Source organism: Oceanisphaera submarina, assembly GCF_046521305.1.
Lineage (GTDB): Bacteria > Pseudomonadota > Gammaproteobacteria > Enterobacterales > Aeromonadaceae > Oceanimonas > Oceanimonas submarina.
Genome location: NZ_JBKGFN010000002.1, coordinates 1 through 23,116, shown reverse-complemented (window position 1 = coordinate 23,116; position 23,116 = coordinate 1). Strand labels below are relative to the sequence as shown.

Sequence of the window (23,116 nt, the reverse complement as noted above, 5' to 3'; positions counted from 1 at the left end):
GTTCTGTACGGAGGCCGATGGTGACCCCGCCCAGCCTCCCCCTGGCGAAGCCCCGCTGTTATGTATGTGAGGCCGTTGCCAAGGAGGAGGGGCAAACAACTCCCCCCAAACAAAAACACCGAGCCAACCGGCCCGGTGTTTTGTCTTAAGCGTCCAGACTGGCGCTTAACGCTTCGAGCCGGGTTTACAGCTCGTCGGTCAGCTGTATGGCGTGGCCTATGTAGTTGGCCGGGGTCAGCAGCTTCAGCTGGTCCTTTACCGATTCGGGCAGTTCCAGGCCGTCGATGAAGGTGCGCATGCCTTCGGCATCCACGCGCTTGCCACGGGTCAGCTCTTTCAGCTTCTCGTAGGGCTTCTCGATGCCGTAACGGCGCATGACCGTCTGTACCGGCTCGGCCAGCACTTCCCAGTTCTGGTCCAGATCGGCAGCCAGGGCTTGCGGGTTGGCTTCCAGCTTGCTGATGCCCTTCAGGGTCGCCTGATAGGCGATCAGCGAGTAGCCCACGGCCACGCCCAGGTTGCGCAGTACCGTGCTGTCGGTCAGATCGCGCTGCCAGCGAGACACCGGCAGCTTGGCGGCCAGGTGGTTGAAGATGGCGTTGGCCAGGCCCAGGTTGCCTTCGGAGTTTTCGAAGTCGATCGGGTTGACCTTGTGCGGCATGGTGCTGGAGCCGATTTCGCCGGCCACGGTTCTCTGCTTGAAGTAACCGACCGAGATGTAGCCCCACACGTCCCGATCGAAGTCGAGCAGTATGGTGTTGAAACGGGCGATGGCGTCGAACAGCTCGGCAATGTAGTCGTGCGGTTCAATCTGGGTAGTATAGGGGTTGAAGGTCAGTCCCAGACCGGTGACGAAGCGCTCGGCAAAGCCGGCCCACTCTACTTCCGGATAGGCAGACAGGTGTGCGTTGTAGTTGCCTACGGCGCCGTTGATCTTGGCCAGCATGTCTACCGACTTGATTTGTTTGAGCTGGCGCTCAAGACGGTAGGCCACGTTGGCCATTTCCTTGCCCAGGGTAGTAGGCGAGGCAGGCTGACCATGGGTACGGCTCAGCATGGGCACGTCGCGATACAAGGCGGCGAGGCGTTTGATTTCGTCGACCAACTGCTGGCAGTAAGGTACTACGACTTGGTCCCGGCCGGCTTTCAGCATCAGCGCATGAGCGTTGTTGTTGATGTCTTCGCTGGTGCAGGCGAAGTGGATGAACTCGCTGACGGCCGCCAGCTCGGGCAGCACTTCGACCTTTTCCTTCAGGAAGTATTCCACCGCTTTCACGTCGTGGTTGGTGGTGCGCTCGATATCCTTGATGCGCTGGCCATCGGCTTCGTTGAAGTTGGCGACAATGGCGTCCAGCAGGGCGTTGGCCTCGGCAGACAGGGTAGGCACCTCGGTAATTTCAGCATGGGCGGCCAGCGCCTGTAGCCAGCGTACTTCGACTTCTACACGAAAGCGCAATAAACCAAATTCGGAAAAAATGGCGCGCAGCTCCTGGGTTTTGGTGCCGTAACGGCCATCAACCGGAGAAATAGCCGTTAATGCTGACAATTCCATGAACAAGGACTCCTGAACGTTGGGGGGTAACAATTTATCTGGGTAACCATAGGATGGTTAATACCGCAATGCCGCCTGGGCCTGAGCCACCAACCGCTTGCGAGAAAACAGAATATGACGGCGCTTGCCGCCGAGCTGGCGCCAGAGCACGGCGCTGCGAATACCCGCCAGCAACAGCGCCCTAATCTGGTGCTGCACCAGCGGCTGCTGCAGGTAAGTCGGGTTACCCGCTACCTGGATACGCGGCCCTATGGGGCTGACGATGTCGCTGTAAACACCGGCCAGATTGGCCAGCACCTGCTCGTCGAGCAGCTCGAAGTGGTGCAACTGGCGTTGTACCTGGTTGATGCGCTCGCCCAGCATGGCCATCAGGTCGCGCCGTTTGGCCAGCTTGCGTTCCAGGGCGACGATACCGACGAGGTAGCGGGTCAGTTCGGCATTTTTGCGGTTACTGTTGTTGCCGAGCTGATCGATCAGCGTCTGATAGCCCAGGCCAAGCTTGTCGTGGCCACCGTAAATATCCGCCGACTGCTCGGCGTCGGTCACCAGAATGCTGTTGAGGGTGGACGAGAGCAGGGTTTTATCGTCTATGGTGCCATCGCGGGCGACCTGCTGTACCAGACTGGCGGCCTGGCAGATGCCGGCAAAGGCCAGAGTTTGGTTTTCGAGGCTGTGACTCACGCTTGCTCCTGACTGAAACGGGTTTCGATGATACCGCCGCCGAGGCAGATATCGCCATGGTAGAAGACGGCGGACTGGCCCGGCGTAACCGCCGCCTGCGGCTGGTCGAAGGTGACCTTGATGGTTTCGTCATCCAGCGGTTCGACCAGGCAGGGCACATCGGTCTGACGATAACGGGTCTTGATGGTACAGCGAAAGGCGTCCGTCATGGGCGAACGATCCACCCAGTGCAGCTGGCGGGCAATCAGTCCGTTGGAATACAGCCGCGGGTGATCGCCCTGAGCCACCACCAGCACGTTGCGATCCAGCTCTTTGTCGACCACGTACCAAGGCTCGTCGGTGGCGTTTTTCAGACCGCCGATGCCGAGGCCCTTGCGCTGTCCCAGGGTGTGATACATAAGTCCCTGGTGCTCGCCGATGACCACGCCATCCACGGTTTCAATCCTGCCGGGCTGGGCGGGCAGGTAGCGGGCCAGAAAATCCGTGAACTTGCGCTCACCGATAAAACAGATGCCGGTGGAGTCTTTTTTCTTGGCGGTCACCAGCTCCAACTGCTCGGCGATGCGGCGCACCTCGGGTTTTTCCAGCTCACCCACCGGGAACAGGCTTTTGGCGACCTGTTGCGAACTCAGGGTATAGAGGAAGTAACTCTGATCCTTGTTGCCATCCAGGCCGCGCAGCATGCGGGGCTGGTCGTCGAAGCTGCGGCGCACGTAGTGGCCGGTGGCGATGTAGTCGGCGCCCAGATCTTCGGCGGCAAACTCGAGGAAAGCCTTGAACTTGATTTCCTTGTTACACAGGATATCGGGGTTAGGCGTGCGCCCGGCCTTGTATTCCGCCAGAAAATGCTCGAACACGTTGTCCCAGTATTCGGCGGCAAAGTTGATGGTGTGCAGCGTTATGCCGAGCTTGTCGCACACCGCCTGGGCGTCCCGCAGATCCTCGGTGGCGGAGCAGAACTCATCGGTGTCGTCTTCTTCCCAGTTTTTCATGAACAGGCCTTCAACCTGATAGCCCTGCTGTTGCAGCAAATAGGCCGAAACCGAAGAATCCACACCGCCGGACATGCCGACAATCACTTTTAGCTGACTGTTATCGCTCATCACTCGCCGTTACCTGTATGTAAAACGGCCAGCATTTTACCAGACAAAAGCCGCCAGCGGGAGGGAAAGAAGGCCATAAGCGGGAAGCCGTTGGAGTGGTTCGCCAAAATGGCTCTGCGAGTCGGCCCGATGGAGGTTTTGTAGATGCCACCTCAGTTGGCAGGCCTCCCTACCCATCCGTAGGTTTGCGTTGCATAAATGGGCGCCTACCGCTGTTGCTTCAACGCACTCAGAGGAAAACGCAGGCCGGCCTGATAATCGCGAAACGAGGCCATGATCAACGGGCTGCGCAACTGGTCGCCCAGGGCTTCAATCTCGGACAGAGTCAGCCAGTGGCAACGGATGATGTCGCCGTCCGGATCCTGCGGGTTGGTGGTCAGTGGCTCGGGTACCTCGGCGCAGAAGGTGAAGCGCACAAAATGGGTGCCGTTGTCCGGCGCTTCATATTGGTAGATGGCCACCGCCTGCTCCAGCGGCAGGGTCAGACCGGTTTCTTCCCGTAGTTCGCGGCGAGCACCGTCTAGCAGGGTTTCGCCCGGTTCAAGATGGCCGGCGGGTTGATTGAACATCACCCGGCCCTGCTGCCATTCTTCCACCATCAAAAAACGTTCACCGGCACGGACGACGACAGCCAGGGTGACCGCGAAGGGATGATGGCTCATATTTGTCTCCATTGACCAGAGGGCAGGTCATCGAGGGTCCAGTCACCGATGGCATAGCGGATCAGCCGCAGGGTAGGGAAGCCGATATGGGCGGTCATGCGCCGCACCTGGCGGTTGCGCCCCTCGATGATTTTGATTTCCAGCCAGCTGGCTGGAATATTCTGGCGCTCGCGAATGGGCGGCGTGCGTGGCCAGACATCCGGCGCGTCCATCAGCCGTACCTGTGCGGGCAAGGTAGGGCCATCTTTCAGCGCCACGCCCCGGCGCAAAGGCTCCAGGTCCGCCTCGGTGGGCGCGCCTTCTACCTGCACCCAGTAGGTTTTGGTGGTTTTTCGCCCGGGTTGGGTCAGGCGGGCATTGAGGGCGCCGTCGTTGGTCAGCAGAAGCAGGCCTTCGCTGTCCCGATCCAGGCGTCCGGCGGCATAGACGCCGGGTACCTTCACAAAATTGGCCAGAGTCTGGCGGCCGTCGCCATCGGTAAACTGGCACAGCACCATATAAGGCTTGTTAAACAGCAGCGTGGTCGGCGGTCCGGCGGGTGTCGGTGTGGACCTGACTCTGGCCGGTTTGGAACCTGGTCTGGCGGCGGGCCTTGGTTTTCTGGCTTTCATAGTGAAAAGTCTTGATAAACAGGGACTTCAGAATAGCAAAATCTTCGGTTCACGCCTAATGCCGCATGACCACCGAACTTTGACCGGCTCAATATCTAACGTGCATTTTTTGTCCTATGCTGCTGGTTGACGCTGGGAGCGGAGCGATAAACGCAGAGTAGGGACATCAATAACAGCAAGCAGGAGAACGCGATGACTTCACAGGTAAGGGTGCCGGCAGAAGGACAAAAAATCACCCTGGACGACACCGGCAAACTGAAGGTACCGAATCACCCCATTATTCCCTTTATCGAAGGCGATGGCATCGGCGTGGACGTGACCCCGGCAATGAAGCTGGTGGTGGATGCCGCCGTGGCCAAGGCCTATCGGGGACAGCGACAGATCAGCTGGATGGAAATCTACACCGGAGAAAAATCGACACGGGTTTACGGTGAAAACACCTGGCTGCCGGAAGAAACCCTGGAGCTTATCCGCGATTATCACGTGGCCATCAAGGGCCCGCTCACTACCCCGGTGGGCGGCGGTATTCGTTCGCTTAATGTGGCCCTGCGCCAGCAGCTGGATCTGTATGTGTGCCTGCGTCCGGTGCGCTATTACCAGGGAGTGCCCAGTCCGGTGAAACAGCCGGAGTTGACCGATATGGTGATCTTTCGCGAGAACAGCGAAGACATCTATGCGGGCATCGAATGGCAGGCGGGCAGCGCCGAGGCGCAGAAGGTCATCGACTTTCTGCGCAACGACATGGGGGTGCAGAAAATCCGCTTCCCCGAAGACTGCGGCATCGGCATCAAGCCGACCTCTCGGCAGGGTACCCGGCGCCTGGTGCGCGCCGCGCTGCAATATGTGCTCGACAACGACCGTGATTCCCTGACCCTGGTGCACAAGGGCAACATCATGAAGTTCACCGAAGGTGCCTTCAAAGACTGGGGCTACGAGCTGGCGCGGGAGGAGTTCGGTGCCGAATTGATCGACGGCGGCCCCTGGTGTTCGTTCAGGAATCCCAATACCGGCAAGGAGATCATCGTCAAGGACGTGATTGCCGATGCCTTTCTGCAACAGATACTGCTGCGTCCGGCCGAATACGACGTGATTGCCTGCATGAACCTGAATGGCGACTACATCTCCGATGCCCTGGCGGCCCAGGTGGGTGGCATCGGCATTGCCCCCGGTGCCAACATCGGCGACGGTGTGGCACTGTTCGAGGCCACCCACGGCACGGCGCCCAAGTACGCGGGGCAAGACAAGGTCAACCCGGGGTCGCTTATCCTCTCCGCCGAGATGATGCTACGCCACCTGGGCTGGACCGAGGCGGCAGACCTCATCGTCAAGGGCGTGGAAGGGGCTATTGCCAACAAGACAGTCACCTACGACTTCGAGCGGCAGATGGAAGGTGCCACCCTGCGCAGTTGCTCCGAATTTGCCGAAGACATAGTGACGCAGATGTAAAAAAGATCAGGCGGTCATCCTGACCAAAGCCAGGATCTCGCGTTGTCTGCAGAAAGATACCGGGTCCGTCATACCGAGCTTGATTCAGCACCGCTATGACGAAACAGCAAGCCCTACATAACAGCAAAGAAAAACCCCGGGCCTGCAGGCTCGGGGTTTGGTTTTACTTGACGCTCGGCGCTTAAGGCTCGGCGCTTATTTACAACCCAAAATAAGGCGAACGAGCATCGGTTAACCCGTATAAACCGTAGCGTCGGCCCAGCATCTGGCCGCCGTCGCGGGTAAGGGGGACCCAACTGATGGTGGCACTGCTGGTGCTGGGGTTAACCGTCAGCAAGTCGAACGGAATCGACACATAAAACCCCTTGGTAAAGCTGCCTTCACCATAATCTTCAGACGACACATTGGTGAGGCGTTTTTTCCTAAATCAGGGAACTATCTGCTTCTTCCATGATCCGATTTCCTGGCGAACTGAAAATCTGGGTTTGCCTGCCGGTTTGCGCCGCATAAATGGCCAACTACGGGAGCCGTTTTCCGTAGGGTCGACTTATCTTAGGCAAGAGTATTCGACCTGTGGTGTTGCGTGTTCGTTGGCTGATCCATTGAAATGGATCCGACAAGAGGCTTCCACCTCCACCGGGCTTTTTGTATTCGGCAGACTAGAGTTGGCTTCATATGAATTTTGTTTTGGCTGGGGTGACATGAATAGCGGCAAGGTGGAGGTGTTACATCACTGGGCGGTGAAGGGGGGAGACCGGCTCTTGTCACGAGCTGCGGCTGAATGGAGCCGGCATTTTGATCGACTACGCCCTGTTTTACGGCACCGAGCAGCGGGACGATCTGGACATTGATTTTGATATCAGTCATATCAAGGCGCTAGTAGTCACTCATGTGCATATCGATCATGTAGGGTGCACTCCCTATTTGCTAGGGGCGGGTTTCAAGGGGCCTATCATTTTCTCGCAAGCCCACGGCCCTATTGTTGCCGGCCATGTTGGAAGATGCATTTAAAATTGGTTTTACCCGGGATAAAAAGCTGATTAGCCGAGTGCTGAAAATGTTCAAGTCTCGGTTGGTGCCCTTGCCTTATAACCAGCGGCCGCCCCGGCCTGCTCTGGAACGAGCTGTAAGTGATGGTCGACTTGCCGCTGGCGGCCAAATTTACTGGCCTCTACCGCAAGCTCAATCCGTTCTGGAATGATGAGGCGAAAGATCGGCTGAGCGAGGGGCGGCATCCGCTGTCGTTCGAGCTGCTAACGGTGGTGAATAGCCACCGGGATCACCTGAATGCGGTGAACTATTTGGCCCGATATCACAAGCCCTACGTGGTATTGGCGGGCTCGGGCATGTGTACCGGCGGCCGGGTGGTTAATTACCTGAAGGCGATGCTGGGAGAAGCCCGCAACGATGTGTTGTTCGTGGGCTATCAGGCCGAGGGCAAACCAAGGCGAGATATTCTGGAGCTCGGGCCGCAAGAGGGCGGGGTTACGCTTGACCGCGAGCGCTTCACCATTCGCGCCCAGGTACATCAGGTAAGCGGATATTCGGCTCATGGCGGGCAACAGGATCTGATAAACTTTGCCGTCGGTATTACGTTGCTACCCGGGCAGATATGGTTGACACCCGGGGAGGCCGAGGCCAAGGCGGCGTTGCAGGCCTGGTTGAAGGAGTTGTTGCCGGGGACAGATGTAGTGATAGCGGGTGAGGGGTGACGTATGCTCGTAACTGCCGCTTGAGCTGGCAGCTCCTTCGTAGCAGTAACCCCTCACTGATCCCTTGCGTTGCACCTACAGGTATCCTGATAGTACGGTGTCAAAGAGGAGGGGTCTGTATGCCGCTTCATGCCTCACGGGGCCGGGCACGGATTGAATTTTAATAATAAATAACGGGATTGGGATGACGTCTTTATATCAGCAGCCACGGTTTGTGGCGTTGCAGGAGTTGAAACCGCGAGAGCAGGCGATGAGTCTGAGCCAGCGTTTTGCCGAGGATCCCGAGCGGTTTTCGCGTTTTTGTTTTGCCTTTGGCAGTCACATGCGAGTGGACTTGTCTCGGCAGCATTTGTCTGCCGAAGTGCTGGCCATCTTGTGTGAACTGGCGCGAGACATGAAGCTGGATGCGGCCATAGCGGCGTTGTTTGGCGATAACCTGTTTAACCATACTGAGGGCCGGTCGGCGCTGCACACGGCGTTGCGCATGCCGGTAGGTGCCAGTGTGATGCTGGCTGGGGTGAACGTGGTGCCCCGGGTACATGAGGAGCTGGCACGGCTACGGGCCTTTTGCGAGCGGGTGCATACCGGCGAATGGCGCGGCTTTGGCGGCCAGTCCATTACGGATGTGGTCAACATCGGCATCGGCGGATCCGATCTGGGGCCGGCCATGGTGGTCGAGGCGCTGGCGCCGTATCAGGACAAGGGCATTCGGGCGCATTTTGTGTCGAATATGGACGGTGCCCAGTTGGCCTCTGTGTTGGCGGCTGTAGATCCGGGGCGCACCTTGTTTGTGATTTCTTCCAAAACCTTTACCACCGACGAAACCATGACCAACGCCCGCGCCGCCCGTGCCTGGTTGTTGGCGGCCTGTGGCGATGAAGCCGAGGTTAAAAAGCATTTTGTGGCGGTGTCGACCAATGCCGCTGCGGTGCAGGCGTTCGGTATCGATCCCGAGCATATGTTCGAGTTCTGGGACTGGGTGGGGGGGCGCTTTTCGTTGTGGTCTGCCATTGGCCTGCCCATCGCCCTGGCGCTGGGGTTCGAGCGCTTCGAGCAACTGCTGGCGGGCGCCCACGAGACGGATAAGCACCTGCGCCATACACCGTTTGAACAAAACATTCCGGTATTGCTGGCGCTGCTCTGCATCTGGAATATCAATGTGTTGGAGCTGCAGAGCGAAGGCGTTTTTCCCTACAGTCATCATCTGAAGCGTTTTCCGGCCTATTTGCAACAGCTGAACATGGAGTCCAACGGCAAGGGTGTGAACAACGCCGGCGAGAAGATTACGCATAATACCGGCCCCGTGGTATGGGGCGAGGTGGGCACCAATGGTCAGCATGCATTTTTTCAGCTGTTGCATCAGGGCAGCCAGGTAGTACCGGCCGAATTTATCGGTTTTGTCCGCTCCTGTTATGACTACCCGGAGCATCATCGAAAGCTGTTGGCCAACATGCTGGCCCAGGCCCAGGCGCTGGCCTTCGGTAAAGACCAGCAGCAGGTAGAAGCCGAGCTGGCGACCGAGGGATTGAGTGCAGAGGCCATCGCCAAATTGGCGCCCTACAAGGTGATGGACGGCAATCGTCCCAGTACCACCATTTTGTGCGACGAGTTTACCCCCCATAACCTGGGCGCCCTTATTGCCATGTATGAGCACAAGACCTTTGTGCAGGGCGTACTGTGGAATATCAACAGCTTCGACCAATGGGGCGTGGAGTTGGGTAAAAAACTCGCCGCCCGATTGATTGATGATTTGGCGGATGATGGTGTTACCACAGGACACGACAGCGCAACCAATGGGTTATTGGCGCAGATCAAAGCCTGGCGGTAGGGACGCTTAGTCGAATTGCTCTCTCCCCTTAACCTCGAATGTGTCAGAACAACAGCGGGGTGCAAGGGGAGGGATGGGGTTTCTGCTGATAACCGGTGTAGTATCTAGCTCAGCCAAAGGTAGCCCAGATGGGGGCGTGATCCGAGGGCTTTTCGATGCCGCGTAGTTCGTAGTCAATGCCGGTCTCGAGTAATTGGCCGACCAGCGGCTGGGTGGCGAGGATCAGGTCGATGCGCAGACCGCGATTGTCGTTGAAGCCCTTGCTGCGATAGTCGAACCAGGAATAACGCTCGTTTTCTTCGGGGTTTTGCAGCCGCCAGGTGTCGGCCAGTCCCCAGCTCATCAGCTGGTCCATCCACTCCCGTTCTTCCGGCAGGAAGGAACATTTCCCCTCGCGCAGCCAGCGCTTGCGATTGGGCTCACCGATGCCGATATCCAGATCCGTATGGGAAATATTCACGTCTCCCATCACGATAACCGCCTCGTCCGGCCGATGATGTTCGGTCAGATAGCGCTGAAGATCCGCGTAAAAGCGGGTCTTGGCCGGAAACTTGGTTTCGTGGCTACGGTTTTCTCCCTGAGGAAAATAACCGTTGAGCACGGTCAGTTCGGTGCCATCGGGGCGGGCGAAGTGGCCCATGATCATGCGCCGCTGGGCATCTTCTTCGTCACCGGGAAAGCCCTTCTGGATCGAAAGCGGTGCCTGCTTGCTCAGCATGGCCACGCCGTAATGGGCTTTCTGGCCATGAAAGTGCACGTGATACCCCATGGCTTCCACATCGGCCAGCGGAAAGGCATCGTCGTGAACCTTGATTTCCTGCAGACCTATGATGTCCGGCTGGTGTTTGTCGATAAGCGCCTGCAGTTGATGCAAACGCGCCCTGAGCCCATTGATATTGAAGGAAACAACTTTCATAACGGCGCCTGATCTAAAAAGGGGGTACCATGCTAGCAGAAACCGGAGTCAGTCGGCAGCCGGTCCTTCCGGATAGATCATCCGTTTGCTCATGCCGCCGTCGATAACGTACTCCTGACCGGTGATAAAACCGGCTTCGCCGGATAACAGGAAGCGTGCCAGCGCCGCCACATCTTCGACCTTGCCGACGCGTCCGGCCGGGTGTTGGCGGTGATCATGCTCGTCGGGTGCCTCGTTGTTTGGCACCGTTTGCAGCCGGCTGACATCAATCCAGCCCGGGCTGATGACATTGACCCGTACTGCCGGGCCCAGGCTGACCGCCATGGCGTGGGTCAGGGCAATCAGGCCCCCCTTGGCGGCGACATAGGCCTCGTTGTCGGGTTCGGATTGATGAGCCCGGGTCGAGGCAATATTGATGATGGCGGCTCCCGGTGTGAGCAGGGGGGCCATGTGCTTGCTGATAAGCATGGGGCCGGTGAGATTGACTGCCAGTACCCGCTGCCAGTGAGACAGCGGCAGTTGAGATAGGGGCTCGTTGCAGGGCTGGCCGATGGCGGCGTTGTTGATGATGCCGTCCAGTTGCCCGAACTGACGCTCGATAAGGCGACTCAGCGCCTGTACCGAGGGTTCTTCACTCACATCAAGGTGCACCAACTGCAAACCGGGCAACCCGGTTTCCTCCAGTCGGGTGAGGGCATTTTTGTCGATGTCGACTCCCAGTACCTGGTAGTCGTGTTGCAGAAAGTAGCGGCTCATGCCCAGTCCCAGGCCCCGAGCCACCCCTGTGATCAGAATTTTTCCCTGGCTCATACCGCCTCCCTGGCCACATCATCCCAATGCATGATGTCTTCGATTAAGCGTAGTGTGATTTCGCCACACTTTGTTACATCTTTGGCGTGTGCTGACATAGTCTGGCAGGGCGAAAGAGGTAAACTGGGGCGAGCGTCAGATAAGGAATAAATAATACCATGTTTAATAAGAAAAATTACTCGGGGCTGCTGTTGGGCTGCTGGTTCGCCTGTTTGGCCCTGGTGTCGACGACGGCACAGGCCCAGAGCGGTCCTGTGGTGTCCACGGTGCGGGTCACGGAGCAGTCGGTTGCAGCCGGCATCGAGTTGATCGGTACTCTCAAGGCCAGCCGGCAGGTGGCCATAGCGCCTCAGGTCAGTGCACGGGTTGCCAGGGTACATTTTGTGCCCGGGCAGGTGATCACTAAAGATCAGGTGTTGCTCAGCCTGGATGACAGAGCGGCCCAGGCGGCGGTGCGTGAAGCCGAGGCGGCGTTGATGGACGCCCGCCGGGTGTTCAACAATTTTCAGACTCTGTTTCGGCGCAAGGCGGTGACCCAGACCGAGCTCGATGGCCAGCAGGCGGCGGTGGCCATGGCTGAGGCCAAGCTGCAGGCCGCTAGGGTGCAGGCGGATTATCTGACCCTGAAGGCCCCCTTTGCCGGTGTAATCGGGCTCAGCGATGTGGCGCCGGGCACATTGCTCGGCGCCAACGAACCGGTGGCGAATCTGTTTGACGTGAGCAGCCTCAAGCTGGATTTGGCGGTACCGGAAAAATATTTCCGCCTGCTAAAGGTGGGCGAGCAGTTGAGTGCCCGCACCAAGGCCTATGGTGAGCAGACGTTCACCGGCGAACTGGCGGTGATTGCCCCCAGCGTGGATGAGGATACCCTCAATGCCCGGGTGCGGCTGCTGTTTGACAACGATGAGGGGCTGCTGGTGCCGGGCATGCTGATGCGGGTGCAGTTGAGCGTGGCCAACGGCACCCAGACGGTGATCCCGAGCCAGAGCCTCTTGTATGCGGGCCAGCAGCGTTACGTGTTTGTGGTGGATGACGAAGGCAATGTCAGTCGGCGCAACGTGAGCATAGGCCGTAATCTGGGCGAGCGGGTCACCATTGCCGACGGACTGGTGGCCGGAGAGCGGGTGGTCAGCGAAGGCACGGTCAAGGTACGGGACGGCATGCGGGTGGAGGTGCAGAGTGAAGCTCTCTGATCTGTCCATTTCCCGCCCGGTACTGGCCACGGTACTAAGCCTGATGCTCTGTGTGTTCGGGTTGATTTCCTTTCTCGAGTTGCCATTGCGGGAAATGCCCGACACCACCTCGCCGGTGGTGACGGTACGCACCGACTATACCGGTGCCAGCGCCGGGGTGCTGGAGGCGCAGGTCACCAAGCGGCTGGAAGACGAGCTGTCGGGTATCAGCGGGGTCAAGTTCATCAGCTCCAGCACCAGCGACGGCCGTTCCAGTATTACCATCGAATTCGATCCGGCGCGGGATCTGGACAATGCCGTCAGTGATGTGCGCGAGGCGGTGGCCCGGGCTTCCCGCAGCCTGCCCGACGACGCCGATGCCCCCGTGGTCACCAAGGACACCGGGCGCAACGATGTCATCCTCTGGGTAACGCTGCGCTCTACCGGCATGTCGCCGCTGGCTCTGGGTGACTACGCCCAGAATGTGCTGGCTGATCGCTTCAGCCTGCTCGATGGCGTCAGCTCGGTTTGGGTGGGCGGGCGCAAAGAGCGGGTGATGAATGTACGGCTGGATCCGGTGGCCATGGCCTCGCGTGGCGTCACGGTAGCCGACATCCGTGCCGCCCTGCGCGCCCAGAACGTGGAGCTGCCGGCCGGCACCCTGGAAAACAGCCAGCAGAACTTCGCCGCCCGTATTCAACGTGGCTACGATCAGGCGGTGAACTTCAATACCCTGAGCATTCGCCGTATCGACTCGGGTGCTCGGGTCTATCTGGGCGACGTGGCCGAGATATGGGAAGGGGAGAAGCCGGAAGACACCCTGTTTCGCTCCAACGGTCAGAATGTGGTCGGGCTGGGTATCGTCAAGCAGACCCAGGCCAACACCCTGGAGGTGGTGGACGAGGTCAAGCAGGCAATCATTGCCCAGCAGCCTTTTCTGCCCGAAGGGGCCGAGCTGACCTGGACTTACGACAGCTCGGTGTTTATCGACAGCGCCATCAGTGAGGTCTACCAGACACTGATGATCACGGTGGGTCTGGTGGTACTGGTGATTTATATCTTTCTGGGACAGGTTCGAGCTACCCTGATCCCGGCGGTGACGGTACCGGTATCGCTGATCAGCGCCTTTATATTGGCCTATGCCCTGGGTTACTCGGTCAACCTGATCACCCTGATGGCGCTGATCATGGCCATCGGCCTGGTGGTGGACGACGCCATAGTAGTGCTGGAGAATATTCATCATCATCTGGAGCGGGGTCGCTCACCGCTGGCCGCCGCCTATCATGGTACGCGCGAGGTGGGTTTTGCGGTGATAGCTACCACCCTGACCCTGGTGTCGGTGTTTTTGCCCATCGTGTTCATGGGCGGCATCATAGGCCGTATCTTTACCGAATTTGCGGTGTTGCTGGCCGGGGCCGTGGTCTTTTCGTCGCTGGTGGCACTGACCCTGACTCCGGTGATGGCCAGCAAGATCCTTAAATCCAGGCAGGCGCCCGGCTGGCTGGCAAGCCGCTTCGATGCGGGTTTTTCCCGGCTGGAACAAGGCTATCGGCGCCTGCTTGGCAGTGAACTGAGTCACCGCTGGTGGGCACCGGTGGTGATGGTGCTGGCGCTGGGCCTCATTACCCTGCTGTTTCGGGAAGTGCCTCAGAGCCTGACCCCGAAAGAGGACCGAGGCGTTATTTTCGTGATGGTGCGCGGGGCCGAAGGGGCTAGCTTCGAACGGATGAGCCGGGCTATGGGTGAGGTAGAAGCGCGACTGGCGCCCCTGCAGCAAGACGGCAGCATCACCAGCCTGACGGTACGTACCCCGGGTTTTGGTGGCGGGGTGAACAGCGGTATGGTTATTGCCAGCCTGGAAACCTGGGATCAACGGGAGCTGTCGGCCGAGACCATTGTCGGGCGTATTCGCGGCTTGACCCGGGACGTGGCCGATGTGCTGGTGATCCCGATACTGCCTTCGTCCATTCGTGGCGGTTCCAGTTCGCCGGTGGAATTTGTGCTGGGTGGAGCCGATTACGACGAACTCTATGGCTGGGCCGAGCAGCTGCGGCGGCTGGCGCGAGACAACCCGGGCCTGAGTGATCTGGATCTGGATTATGCCCAGACCAAGCCCGAGCTGTTGGTCGATGTGGATCAGCAACGGGCGGCCAAGCTGGGGATTTCGGTGGCAGAAGTGGCCGACAGCCTCAACGTTATGCTCGGTGGTCAGGCCATCACCACCTATGCGCGTCAGGGGGAAGAGTACGATGTTTATCTCAAGGGGCAGCAGGATGCCTTCAGGCAGCTCAGCGATCTGGGCGGCATCTATCTGCGCACCGGCGGTGGCGAGCTGGTGTCGCTGGATAACCTGGTCACCTTGACCGAGCAGGGGGCCTCGCCCTCGCTGAATCATTACAACCGCAAGAAGGCCATTACCCTCAGTGCCAACCTGGTCGGCAACTACAGCCTGGGCGAGGCGCTGGACTACCTGGACGGTCTGGTACGCGACCAGCTGCCCGACTATGCCATCGTCGATTACAAGGGCGAGTCGCTGGAGTACAAGAGCAACCAGGGTGACGTGGCCTTTGTGTTCGGGCTGGCACTGGTGGTGGTGTTTTTGATCCTGGCGGCCCAGTTCGAGAGCTTTGTGCATCCCTTTATCGTTTTGCTGACGGTACCGCTGGGCCTGCTCGGTGGCTTGCTGGGGCTCTATCTGACGGGGATGACTCTCAATGCCTACAGCCAGATAGCCATGGTGATGCTGATAGGACTGGTCACCAAGAACGGTATCCTGATCGTGGAATTTGCCAACCAGTTGCGCGATCGAGGCCATGCTTTCGACGAGGCGCTGGCTGAGGCTTCGGTGCGCCGTCTGCGGCCGATTCTTATGACCGCCTTTACCACTGTGGCGGGGGCTATTCCGCTGATCCTGGCCAGCGGCGCCGGGGCCGAAAGCCGACAGGCTGTGGGCATAGTGGTGTTTGCCGGCGTGGCGCTGGCGACCCTGCTGACACTGTTTATCGTGCCGGCCATGTACCGCTTGATAGCGCGGCACACCCAGTCGCCGGAGCATCAGCAACGATTGCTGGCGAAGGCGCTGAAGGAAAAGCCTGAAGGATAGAAAGCGGGAAGCTTGACGCACGAAATTGAAAAAATACCGAGCCTGTGAGCTCGGTATTTTTTGGTGTCTTTCTTCCAGCTTCTGGCTTACCGCTTCCAGTTGTGTTTTCAGTAGGCATAAAAAAAGCCGGTGCTGAGCACCGGCTTTCAAAAGATGGTGGAGGGAGCTGGATTCGAACCAGCGAAGGCTGAGCCGTCAGATTTACAGTCTGATCCCTTTGGCCACTCGGGAACCCCTCCACGAGTTAACTTGTTCCTGTTTACTGAAATACGTTAAACAGTTTTAAATTTTATTTTTTACATCAATGCCTTAGGCATTAATCAACAATAGATGGTGGAGGGAGCTGGATTCGAACCAGCGAAGGCTGAGCCGTCAGATTTACAGTCTGATCCCTTTGGCCACTCGGGAACCCCTCCACACTTTGTGGGGCGCATACTACCAAAAAGATGGCGCTTGTGAACCCCCGAAGGATAATTTTTTGCTAAAAAAACCGGACTTGCTGCCGATAACCATTCAAATGCCTAATATTTGCACTTTTTATGCTGCCAGAATTTAACGCTAACCTGCTCGTCAACGACAGCCAACTCGGAGACCACCTTAATCGGGCGGTCATCGATGGCCGTCGTAGCGATTTTGGTTTGCTGCTGGCGTTGATTTCCGAGGATGCGCGAGACTTGCCGCGCATCGAGGAGCCCAAAAGTGAACAAGGGCAGACGGACTGGCGAGCATTCTTCGACTTGCCGGCACAAGATCCGCTCTATGCCGATCCTCAGGACGATATCAGGGCGCCGCAGCTATCGGCCCTGGCCGGTGATCTGCAGCAAGACAGCTTGCGCCTGTTACTGGCGATGCGGGCAGAGCCATTACGGGTCAGCAATGAGCGATTGCCGGCGGAAGTGACTGGTAACCTGAACCCGCGCATCCTGGCTCGTCTGTCGGGTGAGCTGGGTGTCGGGCTGCCGGTACAGCCCGAGCGTATGCTGGAGGTGTTGAACACGCTCAAGGTCACGGCCTGACGTTATCAGCCTCAGCCCTCACCAGAATATCAGTCGTTGTGTGCCTGTCGACAACCTGCAATGGCCGGTGCCAACAGTTCCAGTGCGCTGTGCTCGCAGGGCGCGAGCGTGGCGTCGGATCGGCTCAGCGGAGTGACTCTATCTCCCCAGCGGATCACGCCGGCGCCCCAGGTCAGGCCGGCACCGAAGGCGGCGGTCAGCAGCAGGGAGCCGGGTCTGACTCGGCCTTGCTCCAGCGCCTCGCACAGGGCGATGGGCACGGTGGCGGCTGAGGTATTGCCGTATTGCTCTATATTCACCATTACCTTTTCCGGCGGCAGGGCCATCTTCTTGGCCAGTGTTTCGATAATGCGAATATTGGCCTGATGGGGCAGCAGCAAGTCGATATCCTGCTCGGTGATACCAGCCTGATCCAGCACATGAACAGCCGCATCGCCCATGCCCCTGACCGCGCGCTTGAAGATCTCCTTGCCCTCGAAGTTGACCTCGAACAGGCCGTCGACATGCTCGAAGCGGCGGCGGTCGGTGCCCGAGTTAGGTACCGCAAGAATGTCTCGGGCCTCGGCGTCGCAGCCGAGCTTGTCGGCAAGCAGCCCCAGAGGCTGGTCGTTGGCTTCCAGCACCACGGCACCGGCGCCATCTCCGAACAGCACGGCGGTATCCCGCTTGGTCCAGTCCAGATAGTGGGTCAGACGCTCGGCGCCAATCACCAGTACCCGTTGCATGCTGCCGGCCTTGATTAGGGCGCTGCCCACGCTCAGCCCATAAATAAAGCCGGTGCAGGCGGCATTGATGTCGAATACCGCTGCACGGCCCGCGCCCAATGATTGTTGTACTGCCGAGGCGGCGCTGGGCACCATGCTGTCCGGACTGGCGGTGGCCATGATGATACAGTCGAGCCGGTTCGCTTCCATGCCGGCGGCGGCCAGGGCGTGGCGGGCCGCTACCACGGCCAGGGCAGAGGTACTAACATGGGATATTCGGCGCGATCGAATGCCGGTACGGCTATGAATCCAGTCGTCGGAAGTTTCGATAAAAGTGCTGAGATCATCGTTACTCAGGGCGGCGGGGGGTAGGCATTTCCCCCAACCGGTAATATTGGCATAGCGCATGGTAAGCCCTGTTTTCAATTTAAGGTGAATGCTGCCGATGCTGTCTTGGCGACCTCAAAGAGTCATGGTCAGGCAACATCGGCAGCCTTGGTATTCGGTGCCGTCTGCGGAATAACGGAGTCAACCTCGTCCCTGACGCTCCAGCCGTAGCTGAACCCAGGTGCGATAAAGCCAGGACAGACAAGGCCGGATCAGCGGTAATCCAATCAACCAGGCCAGCGGCTTGAGTCGGGGCACCCGTTGCATCAGCAGAATATAGGCGTCGAGCTCGGAAAAAACTTCACCTTCGGCCGTCTGCACGTGCAATTCTCGCAATGCCTTGTAGGGGTTGATGCCGAGGCTTAACAGCACCTCTTCCCGGCCGGTGATATCAAACCAGTAAATATCGTGGCCCCCGGTTCCCGCCCAGTGCTCGTAGCGGGCTCTGTCCTTGATACAGCCTTCACAGCTACCATCGTAAAACACCACCAGCTTGTGGTAGCTTTTTTTTCTATGCATCACCATGCCTCCCTGACATGAGGACCCCGTCCATGGGGCCTGATTTAAGCATAGACGTCCTCAGCCTAGGTAACGCGTTTGCAAATGCTGCCGGAAGGCGGTGGCATCCAGCGGCTGGCCACAGGCCTGCTCAATAAGTCGGTCGGTATCCAGCAGGCTGGCCTGTTGCCAGATATTCTTTTGCAACCATGAAAAGACGGATGTCAGCCGGTTTTCGATCAGCTGCTCCAGGGGAGTGAGCTGCTGTATGGCTGCGGCCTGTTGGGCCGCATAGATAGCGCCCAGGGTGTAACTGGGAAAGTAGCCGAAGCTGCCGTCGGTCCAGTGAATGTCCTGCAGGCAGCCGTCCCTGTAATTACCCTTGGTGCCAAGGCCCAGATAGCTCTGCATCAACTGATCCCAACGCTCGGGCAGATCTCTGGCTTCCATTTTGCCTTCAATCAGATCCCGCTCTATTTCGTAACGCAGCATGATGTGGGCCGGATAGGTGACTTCGTCCGCATCAACCCGGATAAGGCCGGGAGTAACCCGGGTATAAAGTCTGGCCATGTTGTCCGGGGAAAAAGCCGGCTGGGCACCGAAGTGACGTTCCAGCAGGGGGGCCAGCCGGGCGATAAAGGCAGGGTGGCGGGCCAGCTGCATTTCGAAGAACAGGCTCTGGGATTCATGTATCCCCATGGATCTGGCCTGACCCACCGGCAACCGGCGCCAGTGGGCGGGCAGACCCTGTTCATAGCGGGCATGTCCGGTTTCGTGAATGATGCCCATCAGAGCCTGGGTCACATCCTGCTCGTTATAGCGGGTGGTAAGTCGGACATCCTCGCTGACGCCGCCGCAGAAGGGATGAACACTGACATCGAGCCGGCCATGATCAAAGTCGAAGCCGAGCAGCGCCATCACCTCCAGCCCCAGTGCCCGCTGTTGCTCTATGGCAAAAGGGCCCTTGGGTTGCAGCAGGGTTTCGTCGCGCTGCTTGTCCTGCACCTGGGTGATCAGCCCCGGCAGCCAGCTTTTGATATCGCCAAACAGGGTATCGAGCCGCTCGCTGCGCATGCCCGGCTCGTATTGTTCCAGCAGGCTGTCGTATTGGGACAAACCCAGCGCCTCGGCGCGGGCGGAGGCTGCCTGGCGGGACAGGTTGAGTACTTCTTCGAACAACGGCAGATATCCGGCCCAATCGTTCGCCGGACGCAGACTGCGCCAGGCATGCTCACAGCGTGAACCGGCCAGTGACATGGCGCGTACCAGTTCTTCCGGCAGCAAGGTGGCATCGTGCCACTGGCGGCGCATCTCGGCCAGGCTGACAGTGTGTTGCGGCGCCAGCGGCTCCTGTTCGGCGGCGGCAAACCAGTCGGCCAGCCGAGGATCCTGCAGTTGCTGATGGCACAATACCGCCAGGGTGCTCATCGCCTCGGCCCGGGCTTCGCTGCCGCCGGGCGGCATCATGGTAGACTGATCCCAGCCACAAATGGCGCCAAGATGTTGCAGATGATAGCGTTGTTCGAAATGCTGGCTCAGAAAGGTATAAGACATGGGAGCTTCCTTGAATGAATGGCGCAACAGGGCCGGTGGCAAGCTGAAAAAAAGGGAATGGCAAACCAGCGGTTCCGACGGCGTCAGGTTCTGAATAGCCGCAGTATAAGCAAGTTGAACAACAAGAGGAAACGACAGGCCCCGGGGAGGAGGAGGTGAGGGCCTGCCGTTATTAAAAGAGGTATGCCAAACGGAAATCCGATGTCGTTCTATTACTCGTTGGGGCCGGCTTTGCTGACTTTGTAGATAAAGTAGCCTGCATAAAAACTGATGAGTAAGGCCGTTGCGATTATCACCAGCATGGACATCAAGCCGACGTCGCTGCCGAACATCAAATCAAGCCAGAATGTCATGGTTCGTCTCCTTTGGTATGCGCTATAGAGGCATCTTAGCGAGACGGTCCGTTGCCATGCTGATCCTGATCAATAAAACGTTTACTCCACAACCCTTTTAAGAGCATAACCGTCCTGTTCCAGTAACCGGAGCAGGCCATGCTCACCGTACAGATGCAGAGCGCCAACTACCAGCAGGGATTTTTTCGGGGCCTGGTTTTCAAGGTGATCCAGCCACAGGCGGTTACGCGACAGCAGCAGTTCCTGCTCGATGAATTGACCGAGTGCCGGGGATTGTTCGTTACGCAGCAGTGCGAGCAAGGCCTGCTCGTCTCCGTTTTGCCAGGTGCCCAGCAACTGCTCAAGGTGTTCTTGTATCTGCCCCAGTTCATTCAGGGTATGGCGTACAAAGTCCGCCTCCAGTTGTCGTTCGGGCAGAGAGGCCAGCAGGCTGAATACCAGGGTGGGCGACTCCAGCCCCGAAATCGGCAGCTGTCGCCGTTGGGCGAGGCTCATCACCTGCATTTCGACGCCTTGTGCACTGGTAAAACCAAGGGCTTTTGTCCGGGCCTGGGTTAGCTGCAGGGCGGCAAACCAGGGTGGAAGCGATTTCAGGGGAGATAATGCCAGTTCATCGAGATGTTGTTCGAGCTGATTTGCCAGCGAGGTACCCAGACGGCGATGCCAGCTGTCGTCGACTGACATGGTCAAAAACGGAGCCAGTTCGGCCGGCGTGATGGCGGCTGGGTTCACTTCCAGAAACAATCGATCGCTTTGTTGAAGGCTTCTCAGCAGTGGTGCCGGCAGCACTGTCAGACGTTCATCGGCTATATGAATGGAGCCGAACAGCCATAGCTGCTGTTCGCCTTTGATGGCCGACCACAGGGCGGGTGCCGCCAGGCTGTGGCCACACCAGAACCATACCAGTAGCAAAGATAATATTTTCATTTTCCCTCGCTGTTTTGTGCTCCGGCTTTGCTTATGATGCAGGAGTATCTATTCACTCTAGAATAAGGAATCTGTGATGCCCCATTTACGTTTTCGTGGTCTGTCTCGAGAAGCCGTCAAACAGATCAGTAAACCGCTGGTCGATACGTTGTCGCCTTTGATTGGCAGTCCGCTGGATCATTTTACCCTGGAGTTTATTCCCGCCGAATTTATGGCCAGGGGGCAGGTAGTGAGTGGTTATCCCATAGTGGAAATACTCTGGTTTGAGCGCCCACTGGAAGTCCAGGACAAGGTAGCGGCCGAAATTACGGCGACACTGCGGGCGCGGGTCGGCGCCGAACAGGACATTTGTGTCATCTTCACCAAGCTTGAAGGCCGCCAATATTACGAAAATGGCAGCCACTTTGGTTAACGGCTTAACCCCCGGCCTTGAGTAACAGCCTGTCCAGCGCCCGGGCACTGAGCAAACGGCGTAGCCAGCCCATCATCACAGTGGGCCGGGTAACCGGATAGCGTATTTTGGGACGAGTGCTGGTCAGCGCATGCAGCAGCGGGGCCATGCAGGCATCCGGCTCCAGGCTGAAACGTGAGCTCGGGCCGGGTTGTTGCAGTCTGGCAAGGGTTTGCCGGTAAGCTTGCCGGTGACGACTTTGTCCGACAGTAATGTGACGTAAAAAGGAGGCTTCGGCATTGGCTCGAAAGCGAGTCTCGATAGGGCCGGGCTCCAGCAGACTGATATGTACTCCGCTGCCGGTCAGCTCCAGGCGCAGGGTATCGGTATAGCCTTCCAGCGCAAACTTGGAGGCGTTATAGGCACCTCTGTACTGCATGGCTACCAGTCCCAGTACCGAACTGTTCTGAATAATGCGGCCTTCGCCGGCCGCGAGCATGGCAGGCAAGATCAATCGGGTGAGGTGATGGGTGCCGAACAGGTTGGTGTTGAACTGTTCGCGCAGCGCGGCGGTGGGGAGGTCTTCGAGGGCGCCGGGCTGACCATAGGCGCCGTTGTTGAACAGGCCATAAAGACCGCCGCCGGTCAGTTGTAATGTCTGCTCTACCGCGGCCTCGATACTGGCCTCATCAGCCAGATCCAGCTGAACCGCATCCAGTCCTTGTTGTTTTAATGAGATAACATCATTGGATTGTCGGGCAGAGGCAATGACCCGGAAGCCTTTTTCCTTGAGAAAATGGGCTGCCGTGTGGCCGATACCGGAAGAGCAACCGGTGATCAGAATGCTTTTGGACATTAATGGCTCCTGAGTTACGAAAGACTCACTTTGCCCGTTGTCGGGTTGGCTACAAGAAGGAAAAAACTGGTCATGACACCCATTGGGCTTGAATCAGGAACGGTCACTTGGGTGATGTTTTTCTTGTGGCATTAAATCATTTTTAATCAATGACTTAAGTTTTAATTTTGGGATCTGAACATCAATGCCGATGTTGAGGCTAAGGGCTGGATGGCGCTGTGCGCGGGGTAATAATAGAAATACTGGCGTCCCCAGCAGGAATCGAACCTGCAACTAAGTCTTAGGAGGACCTTGTTATATCCATTTAACTATGGGGACGGATAATGGGTAGATACTACATTTTATCCTGTTCCAAGTACAAGACACCTTTGGATTGAATGCGCGTAAATTAACCAGCGGTAAGATCAGTAGTTACCAGCTAGTCGCGCTTGGGCGTCAGCCGGTTACAGTCATTAAGGCAGAGTCTGTAGCAGGTCATCGGTATAGGTAATATGAAGAAGGAAAGGCTAACAGTAGCAGTGGTTATGCAAGAACGTTTTTTTAATCGGATAGCATAAACAGTCACGTCATTTGTGGGTAAAGCTGTGATTAAGGTGTATTTTTGCTGTGTTTTTAAGCTGTTGGTCGCCAAGCGCCCGTTTTTATCAAAAAATCCCTTGCGCAAAATCAGCGGCTCCCTATAATGCGCATCCACTGACACGGAGCAATACGCCCACGGTCACAAGCAGAAAGAATTTCATTTCAGCTTGACGAATTAAAAGGGAGGCGTATAGTTTATCTCCCTGACCTGAACAAGGTCACGCTCTTTAACAATTTATCAAGCAAACTGTGTGG

Annotated in this window: 21 protein-coding genes, 3 tRNA genes and 1 pseudogene; 8 read left to right on the top strand and 17 right to left on the bottom strand. The window is 57.9% G+C overall.

What is annotated here, in order from left to right:
* Positions 1–184: 184 nt before the first annotated feature.
* The 5 genes and pseudogenes from purB to ACLEIV_RS02655 all read right to left on the bottom strand — a co-directional run.
* On the bottom strand, positions 185–1,552 hold the full coding sequence (purB, locus tag ACLEIV_RS02675; RefSeq protein WP_410455117.1) for an adenylosuccinate lyase: 1,368 nt from the start codon (positions 1,550–1,552) through the stop codon (positions 185–187).
* Positions 1,553–1,609: 57 nt separating this feature from the next.
* Positions 1,610–2,233 (bottom strand): high frequency lysogenization protein HflD, encoded by a 624-nt coding sequence (gene hflD, locus ACLEIV_RS02670; protein ID WP_410455116.1) that lies wholly within the window; start codon positions 2,231–2,233, stop codon positions 1,610–1,612.
* Positions 2,230–3,336, bottom strand: coding sequence for a tRNA 2-thiouridine(34) synthase MnmA (gene mnmA, locus ACLEIV_RS02665; protein ID WP_410455115.1), 1,107 nt, complete (start codon positions 3,334–3,336; stop codon positions 2,230–2,232). The genes hflD and mnmA overlap by 4 nt, the downstream gene beginning before the upstream one ends.
* Positions 3,337–3,542: 206 nt before the next feature.
* Positions 3,543–3,998 carry an NUDIX hydrolase gene (locus tag ACLEIV_RS02660; protein WP_410455114.1) on the bottom strand — a complete coding sequence of 152 codons (456 nt, stop codon included), beginning with the start codon at positions 3,996–3,998 and terminating at the stop codon, positions 3,543–3,545.
* A pseudogene (locus ACLEIV_RS02655) lies at positions 3,998–4,609 on the bottom strand (pseudouridine synthase); the annotation flags it as partial. The pseudogene ACLEIV_RS02655 and the gene ACLEIV_RS02660, both read right to left, overlap by 1 nt.
* Before the next feature lie 192 nt (positions 4,610–4,801).
* On the opposite strand from ACLEIV_RS02655, the gene icd reads away from it, so the two are divergent.
* Positions 4,802–6,055, top strand: a complete 1,254-nt coding sequence (gene icd, locus ACLEIV_RS02650; RefSeq protein WP_410455113.1) for an NADP-dependent isocitrate dehydrogenase — start codon at positions 4,802–4,804, stop codon at positions 6,053–6,055.
* A 199-nt stretch (positions 6,056–6,254) separates the two neighbouring features.
* On the opposite strand, the gene ACLEIV_RS02645 is transcribed toward icd, so the two are convergent.
* Complete coding sequence (locus tag ACLEIV_RS02645) at positions 6,255–6,458, bottom strand: YjbH domain-containing protein (RefSeq protein WP_410455112.1); 204 nt, start codon at positions 6,456–6,458, stop codon at positions 6,255–6,257.
* A 392-nt stretch (positions 6,459–6,850) separates the two neighbouring features.
* On the opposite strand from ACLEIV_RS02645, the gene ACLEIV_RS02640 reads away from it, so the two are divergent.
* From ACLEIV_RS02640 to pgi, 3 genes are all read left to right on the top strand, one after another.
* Positions 6,851–7,066 (top strand): MBL fold metallo-hydrolase, encoded by a 216-nt coding sequence (locus ACLEIV_RS02640; protein WP_410455111.1) that lies wholly within the window; start codon positions 6,851–6,853, stop codon positions 7,064–7,066.
* 122 nt (positions 7,067–7,188) lie between these two features.
* The gene (locus ACLEIV_RS02635) at positions 7,189–7,767 is read left to right on the top strand and encodes an MBL fold metallo-hydrolase RNA specificity domain-containing protein (protein ID WP_410455382.1); all 579 of its coding nucleotides are present in this window, start codon (positions 7,189–7,191) and stop codon (positions 7,765–7,767) included.
* A gap of 184 nt (positions 7,768–7,951) precedes the next feature.
* Positions 7,952–9,595 carry a glucose-6-phosphate isomerase gene (gene pgi / locus ACLEIV_RS02630; RefSeq protein ID WP_410455110.1) on the top strand — a complete coding sequence of 548 codons (1,644 nt, stop codon included), beginning with the start codon at positions 7,952–7,954 and terminating at the stop codon, positions 9,593–9,595.
* A 109-nt stretch (positions 9,596–9,704) separates the two neighbouring features.
* Here pgi and xthA read toward each other — a convergent pair whose 3' ends face one another.
* Both xthA and ACLEIV_RS02620 read right to left on the bottom strand, forming a co-directional pair.
* The gene (gene xthA / locus ACLEIV_RS02625; RefSeq protein ID WP_410455109.1) at positions 9,705–10,511 is read right to left on the bottom strand and encodes an exodeoxyribonuclease III; all 807 of its coding nucleotides are present in this window, start codon (positions 10,509–10,511) and stop codon (positions 9,705–9,707) included.
* 48 nt (positions 10,512–10,559) lie between these two features.
* Positions 10,560–11,321 carry an SDR family oxidoreductase gene (locus ACLEIV_RS02620; RefSeq protein ID WP_410455108.1) on the bottom strand — a complete coding sequence of 254 codons (762 nt, stop codon included), beginning with the start codon at positions 11,319–11,321 and terminating at the stop codon, positions 10,560–10,562.
* A 158-nt stretch (positions 11,322–11,479) separates the two neighbouring features.
* Between ACLEIV_RS02620 and ACLEIV_RS02615 the strand changes: the two genes are divergently transcribed.
* Together ACLEIV_RS02615 and ACLEIV_RS02610 are read left to right on the top strand one after the other, a co-directional pair.
* A complete protein-coding gene (locus ACLEIV_RS02615; RefSeq protein ID WP_410455107.1) occupies positions 11,480–12,514 on the top strand; it encodes an efflux RND transporter periplasmic adaptor subunit in 1,035 nt (344 codons plus the stop codon).
* Positions 12,501–15,596 (top strand): efflux RND transporter permease subunit, encoded by a 3,096-nt coding sequence (locus tag ACLEIV_RS02610; protein ID WP_410455106.1) that lies wholly within the window; start codon positions 12,501–12,503, stop codon positions 15,594–15,596. Before ACLEIV_RS02615 ends, ACLEIV_RS02610 begins: the two co-directional genes overlap by 14 nt.
* Before the next feature lie 154 nt (positions 15,597–15,750).
* Here ACLEIV_RS02610 and ACLEIV_RS02605 read toward each other — a convergent pair.
* Both ACLEIV_RS02605 and ACLEIV_RS02600 read right to left on the bottom strand, forming a co-directional pair.
* Positions 15,751–15,835, bottom strand: a tRNA-Tyr gene (locus ACLEIV_RS02605).
* Positions 15,836–15,927: 92 nt separating this feature from the next.
* Positions 15,928–16,012, bottom strand: a tRNA-Tyr gene (locus ACLEIV_RS02600).
* 123 nt (positions 16,013–16,135) lie between these two features.
* On the opposite strand from ACLEIV_RS02600, the gene ACLEIV_RS02595 reads away from it, so the two are divergent.
* Complete coding sequence (locus tag ACLEIV_RS02595; RefSeq protein ID WP_410455105.1) at positions 16,136–16,612, top strand: VC2046/SO_2500 family protein; 477 nt, start codon at positions 16,136–16,138, stop codon at positions 16,610–16,612.
* 29 nt (positions 16,613–16,641) lie between these two features.
* On the opposite strand, the gene ACLEIV_RS02590 is transcribed toward ACLEIV_RS02595, so the two are convergent.
* The 5 genes from ACLEIV_RS02590 to ACLEIV_RS02570 all read right to left on the bottom strand — a co-directional run bounded on the left by ACLEIV_RS02590 (position 16,642) and on the right by ACLEIV_RS02570 (position 21,035).
* Positions 16,642–17,724, bottom strand: a complete 1,083-nt coding sequence (locus tag ACLEIV_RS02590) for a ketoacyl-ACP synthase III (RefSeq protein ID WP_410455104.1) — start codon at positions 17,722–17,724, stop codon at positions 16,642–16,644.
* A 120-nt stretch (positions 17,725–17,844) separates the two neighbouring features.
* Positions 17,845–18,222 (bottom strand): thiol-disulfide oxidoreductase DCC family protein, encoded by a 378-nt coding sequence (locus tag ACLEIV_RS02585; RefSeq protein ID WP_410455103.1) that lies wholly within the window; start codon positions 18,220–18,222, stop codon positions 17,845–17,847.
* A gap of 60 nt (positions 18,223–18,282) precedes the next feature.
* Positions 18,283–19,755: a carboxypeptidase M32 gene (locus tag ACLEIV_RS02580; RefSeq protein ID WP_410455102.1), complete on the bottom strand. Its 1,473-nt coding sequence runs from the start codon at positions 19,753–19,755 to the stop codon at positions 18,283–18,285.
* Between the two features lie 212 nt (positions 19,756–19,967).
* Entirely contained in the window at positions 19,968–20,108 is a 141-nt protein-coding gene (locus tag ACLEIV_RS02575; protein WP_410455101.1) for a DUF3149 domain-containing protein, read from the bottom strand.
* 81 nt (positions 20,109–20,189) lie between these two features.
* Positions 20,190–21,035 (bottom strand): TraB/GumN family protein, encoded by an 846-nt coding sequence (locus tag ACLEIV_RS02570; RefSeq protein ID WP_410455100.1) that lies wholly within the window; start codon positions 21,033–21,035, stop codon positions 20,190–20,192.
* 76 nt (positions 21,036–21,111) lie between these two features.
* On the opposite strand from ACLEIV_RS02570, the gene ACLEIV_RS02565 reads away from it, so the two are divergent.
* Positions 21,112–21,447 carry a DUF1904 family protein gene (locus ACLEIV_RS02565; RefSeq protein ID WP_410455099.1) on the top strand — a complete coding sequence of 112 codons (336 nt, stop codon included), beginning with the start codon at positions 21,112–21,114 and terminating at the stop codon, positions 21,445–21,447.
* 4 nt (positions 21,448–21,451) lie between these two features.
* On the opposite strand, the gene ACLEIV_RS02560 is transcribed toward ACLEIV_RS02565, so the two are convergent.
* Complete coding sequence (locus ACLEIV_RS02560; RefSeq protein WP_410455098.1) at positions 21,452–22,282, bottom strand: SDR family oxidoreductase; 831 nt, start codon at positions 22,280–22,282, stop codon at positions 21,452–21,454.
* A 243-nt stretch (positions 22,283–22,525) separates the two neighbouring features.
* A tRNA-Arg gene (locus ACLEIV_RS02555) sits at positions 22,526–22,600 on the bottom strand.
* Positions 22,601–23,116: the final 516 nt, after the last annotated feature.

Bases quoted from the DNA above. Each gene is read 5' to 3' on its own strand.
- purB (WP_410455117.1), bottom strand. From the start codon at position 1,552: ATGGAATTGTCAGCATTAACGGCTATTTCTCCGGTTGATGGCCGTTAC.
- mnmA (WP_410455115.1), bottom strand. From the start codon at position 3,336: ATGAGCGATAACAGTCAGCTAAAAGTGATTGTCGGCATGTCCGGCGGT.
- ACLEIV_RS02660 (WP_410455114.1), bottom strand. From the start codon at position 3,998: ATGAGCCATCATCCCTTCGCGGTCACCCTGGCTGTCGTCGTCCGTGCC.
- icd (WP_410455113.1), top strand. From the start codon at position 4,802: ATGACTTCACAGGTAAGGGTGCCGGCAGAAGGACAAAAAATCACCCTG.
- ACLEIV_RS02635 (WP_410455382.1), top strand. From the start codon at position 7,189: ATGGTCGACTTGCCGCTGGCGGCCAAATTTACTGGCCTCTACCGCAAG.
- pgi (WP_410455110.1), top strand. From the start codon at position 7,952: ATGACGTCTTTATATCAGCAGCCACGGTTTGTGGCGTTGCAGGAGTTG.
- xthA (WP_410455109.1), bottom strand. From the start codon at position 10,511: ATGAAAGTTGTTTCCTTCAATATCAATGGGCTCAGGGCGCGTTTGCAT.
- ACLEIV_RS02620 (WP_410455108.1), bottom strand. From the start codon at position 11,321: ATGAGCCAGGGAAAAATTCTGATCACAGGGGTGGCTCGGGGCCTGGGA.
- ACLEIV_RS02615 (WP_410455107.1), top strand. From the start codon at position 11,480: ATGTTTAATAAGAAAAATTACTCGGGGCTGCTGTTGGGCTGCTGGTTC.
- ACLEIV_RS02595 (WP_410455105.1), top strand. From the start codon at position 16,136: ATGCTGCCAGAATTTAACGCTAACCTGCTCGTCAACGACAGCCAACTC.
- ACLEIV_RS02590 (WP_410455104.1), bottom strand. From the start codon at position 17,724: ATGCGCTATGCCAATATTACCGGTTGGGGGAAATGCCTACCCCCCGCC.
- ACLEIV_RS02585 (WP_410455103.1), bottom strand. From the start codon at position 18,222: ATGCATAGAAAAAAAAGCTACCACAAGCTGGTGGTGTTTTACGATGGT.
- ACLEIV_RS02580 (WP_410455102.1), bottom strand. From the start codon at position 19,755: ATGTCTTATACCTTTCTGAGCCAGCATTTCGAACAACGCTATCATCTG.
- ACLEIV_RS02575 (WP_410455101.1), bottom strand. From the start codon at position 20,108: ATGACATTCTGGCTTGATTTGATGTTCGGCAGCGACGTCGGCTTGATG.
- ACLEIV_RS02570 (WP_410455100.1), bottom strand. From the start codon at position 21,035: ATGAAAATATTATCTTTGCTACTGGTATGGTTCTGGTGTGGCCACAGC.
- ACLEIV_RS02565 (WP_410455099.1), top strand. From the start codon at position 21,112: ATGCCCCATTTACGTTTTCGTGGTCTGTCTCGAGAAGCCGTCAAACAG.
- ACLEIV_RS02560 (WP_410455098.1), bottom strand. From the start codon at position 22,282: ATGTCCAAAAGCATTCTGATCACCGGTTGCTCTTCCGGTATCGGCCAC.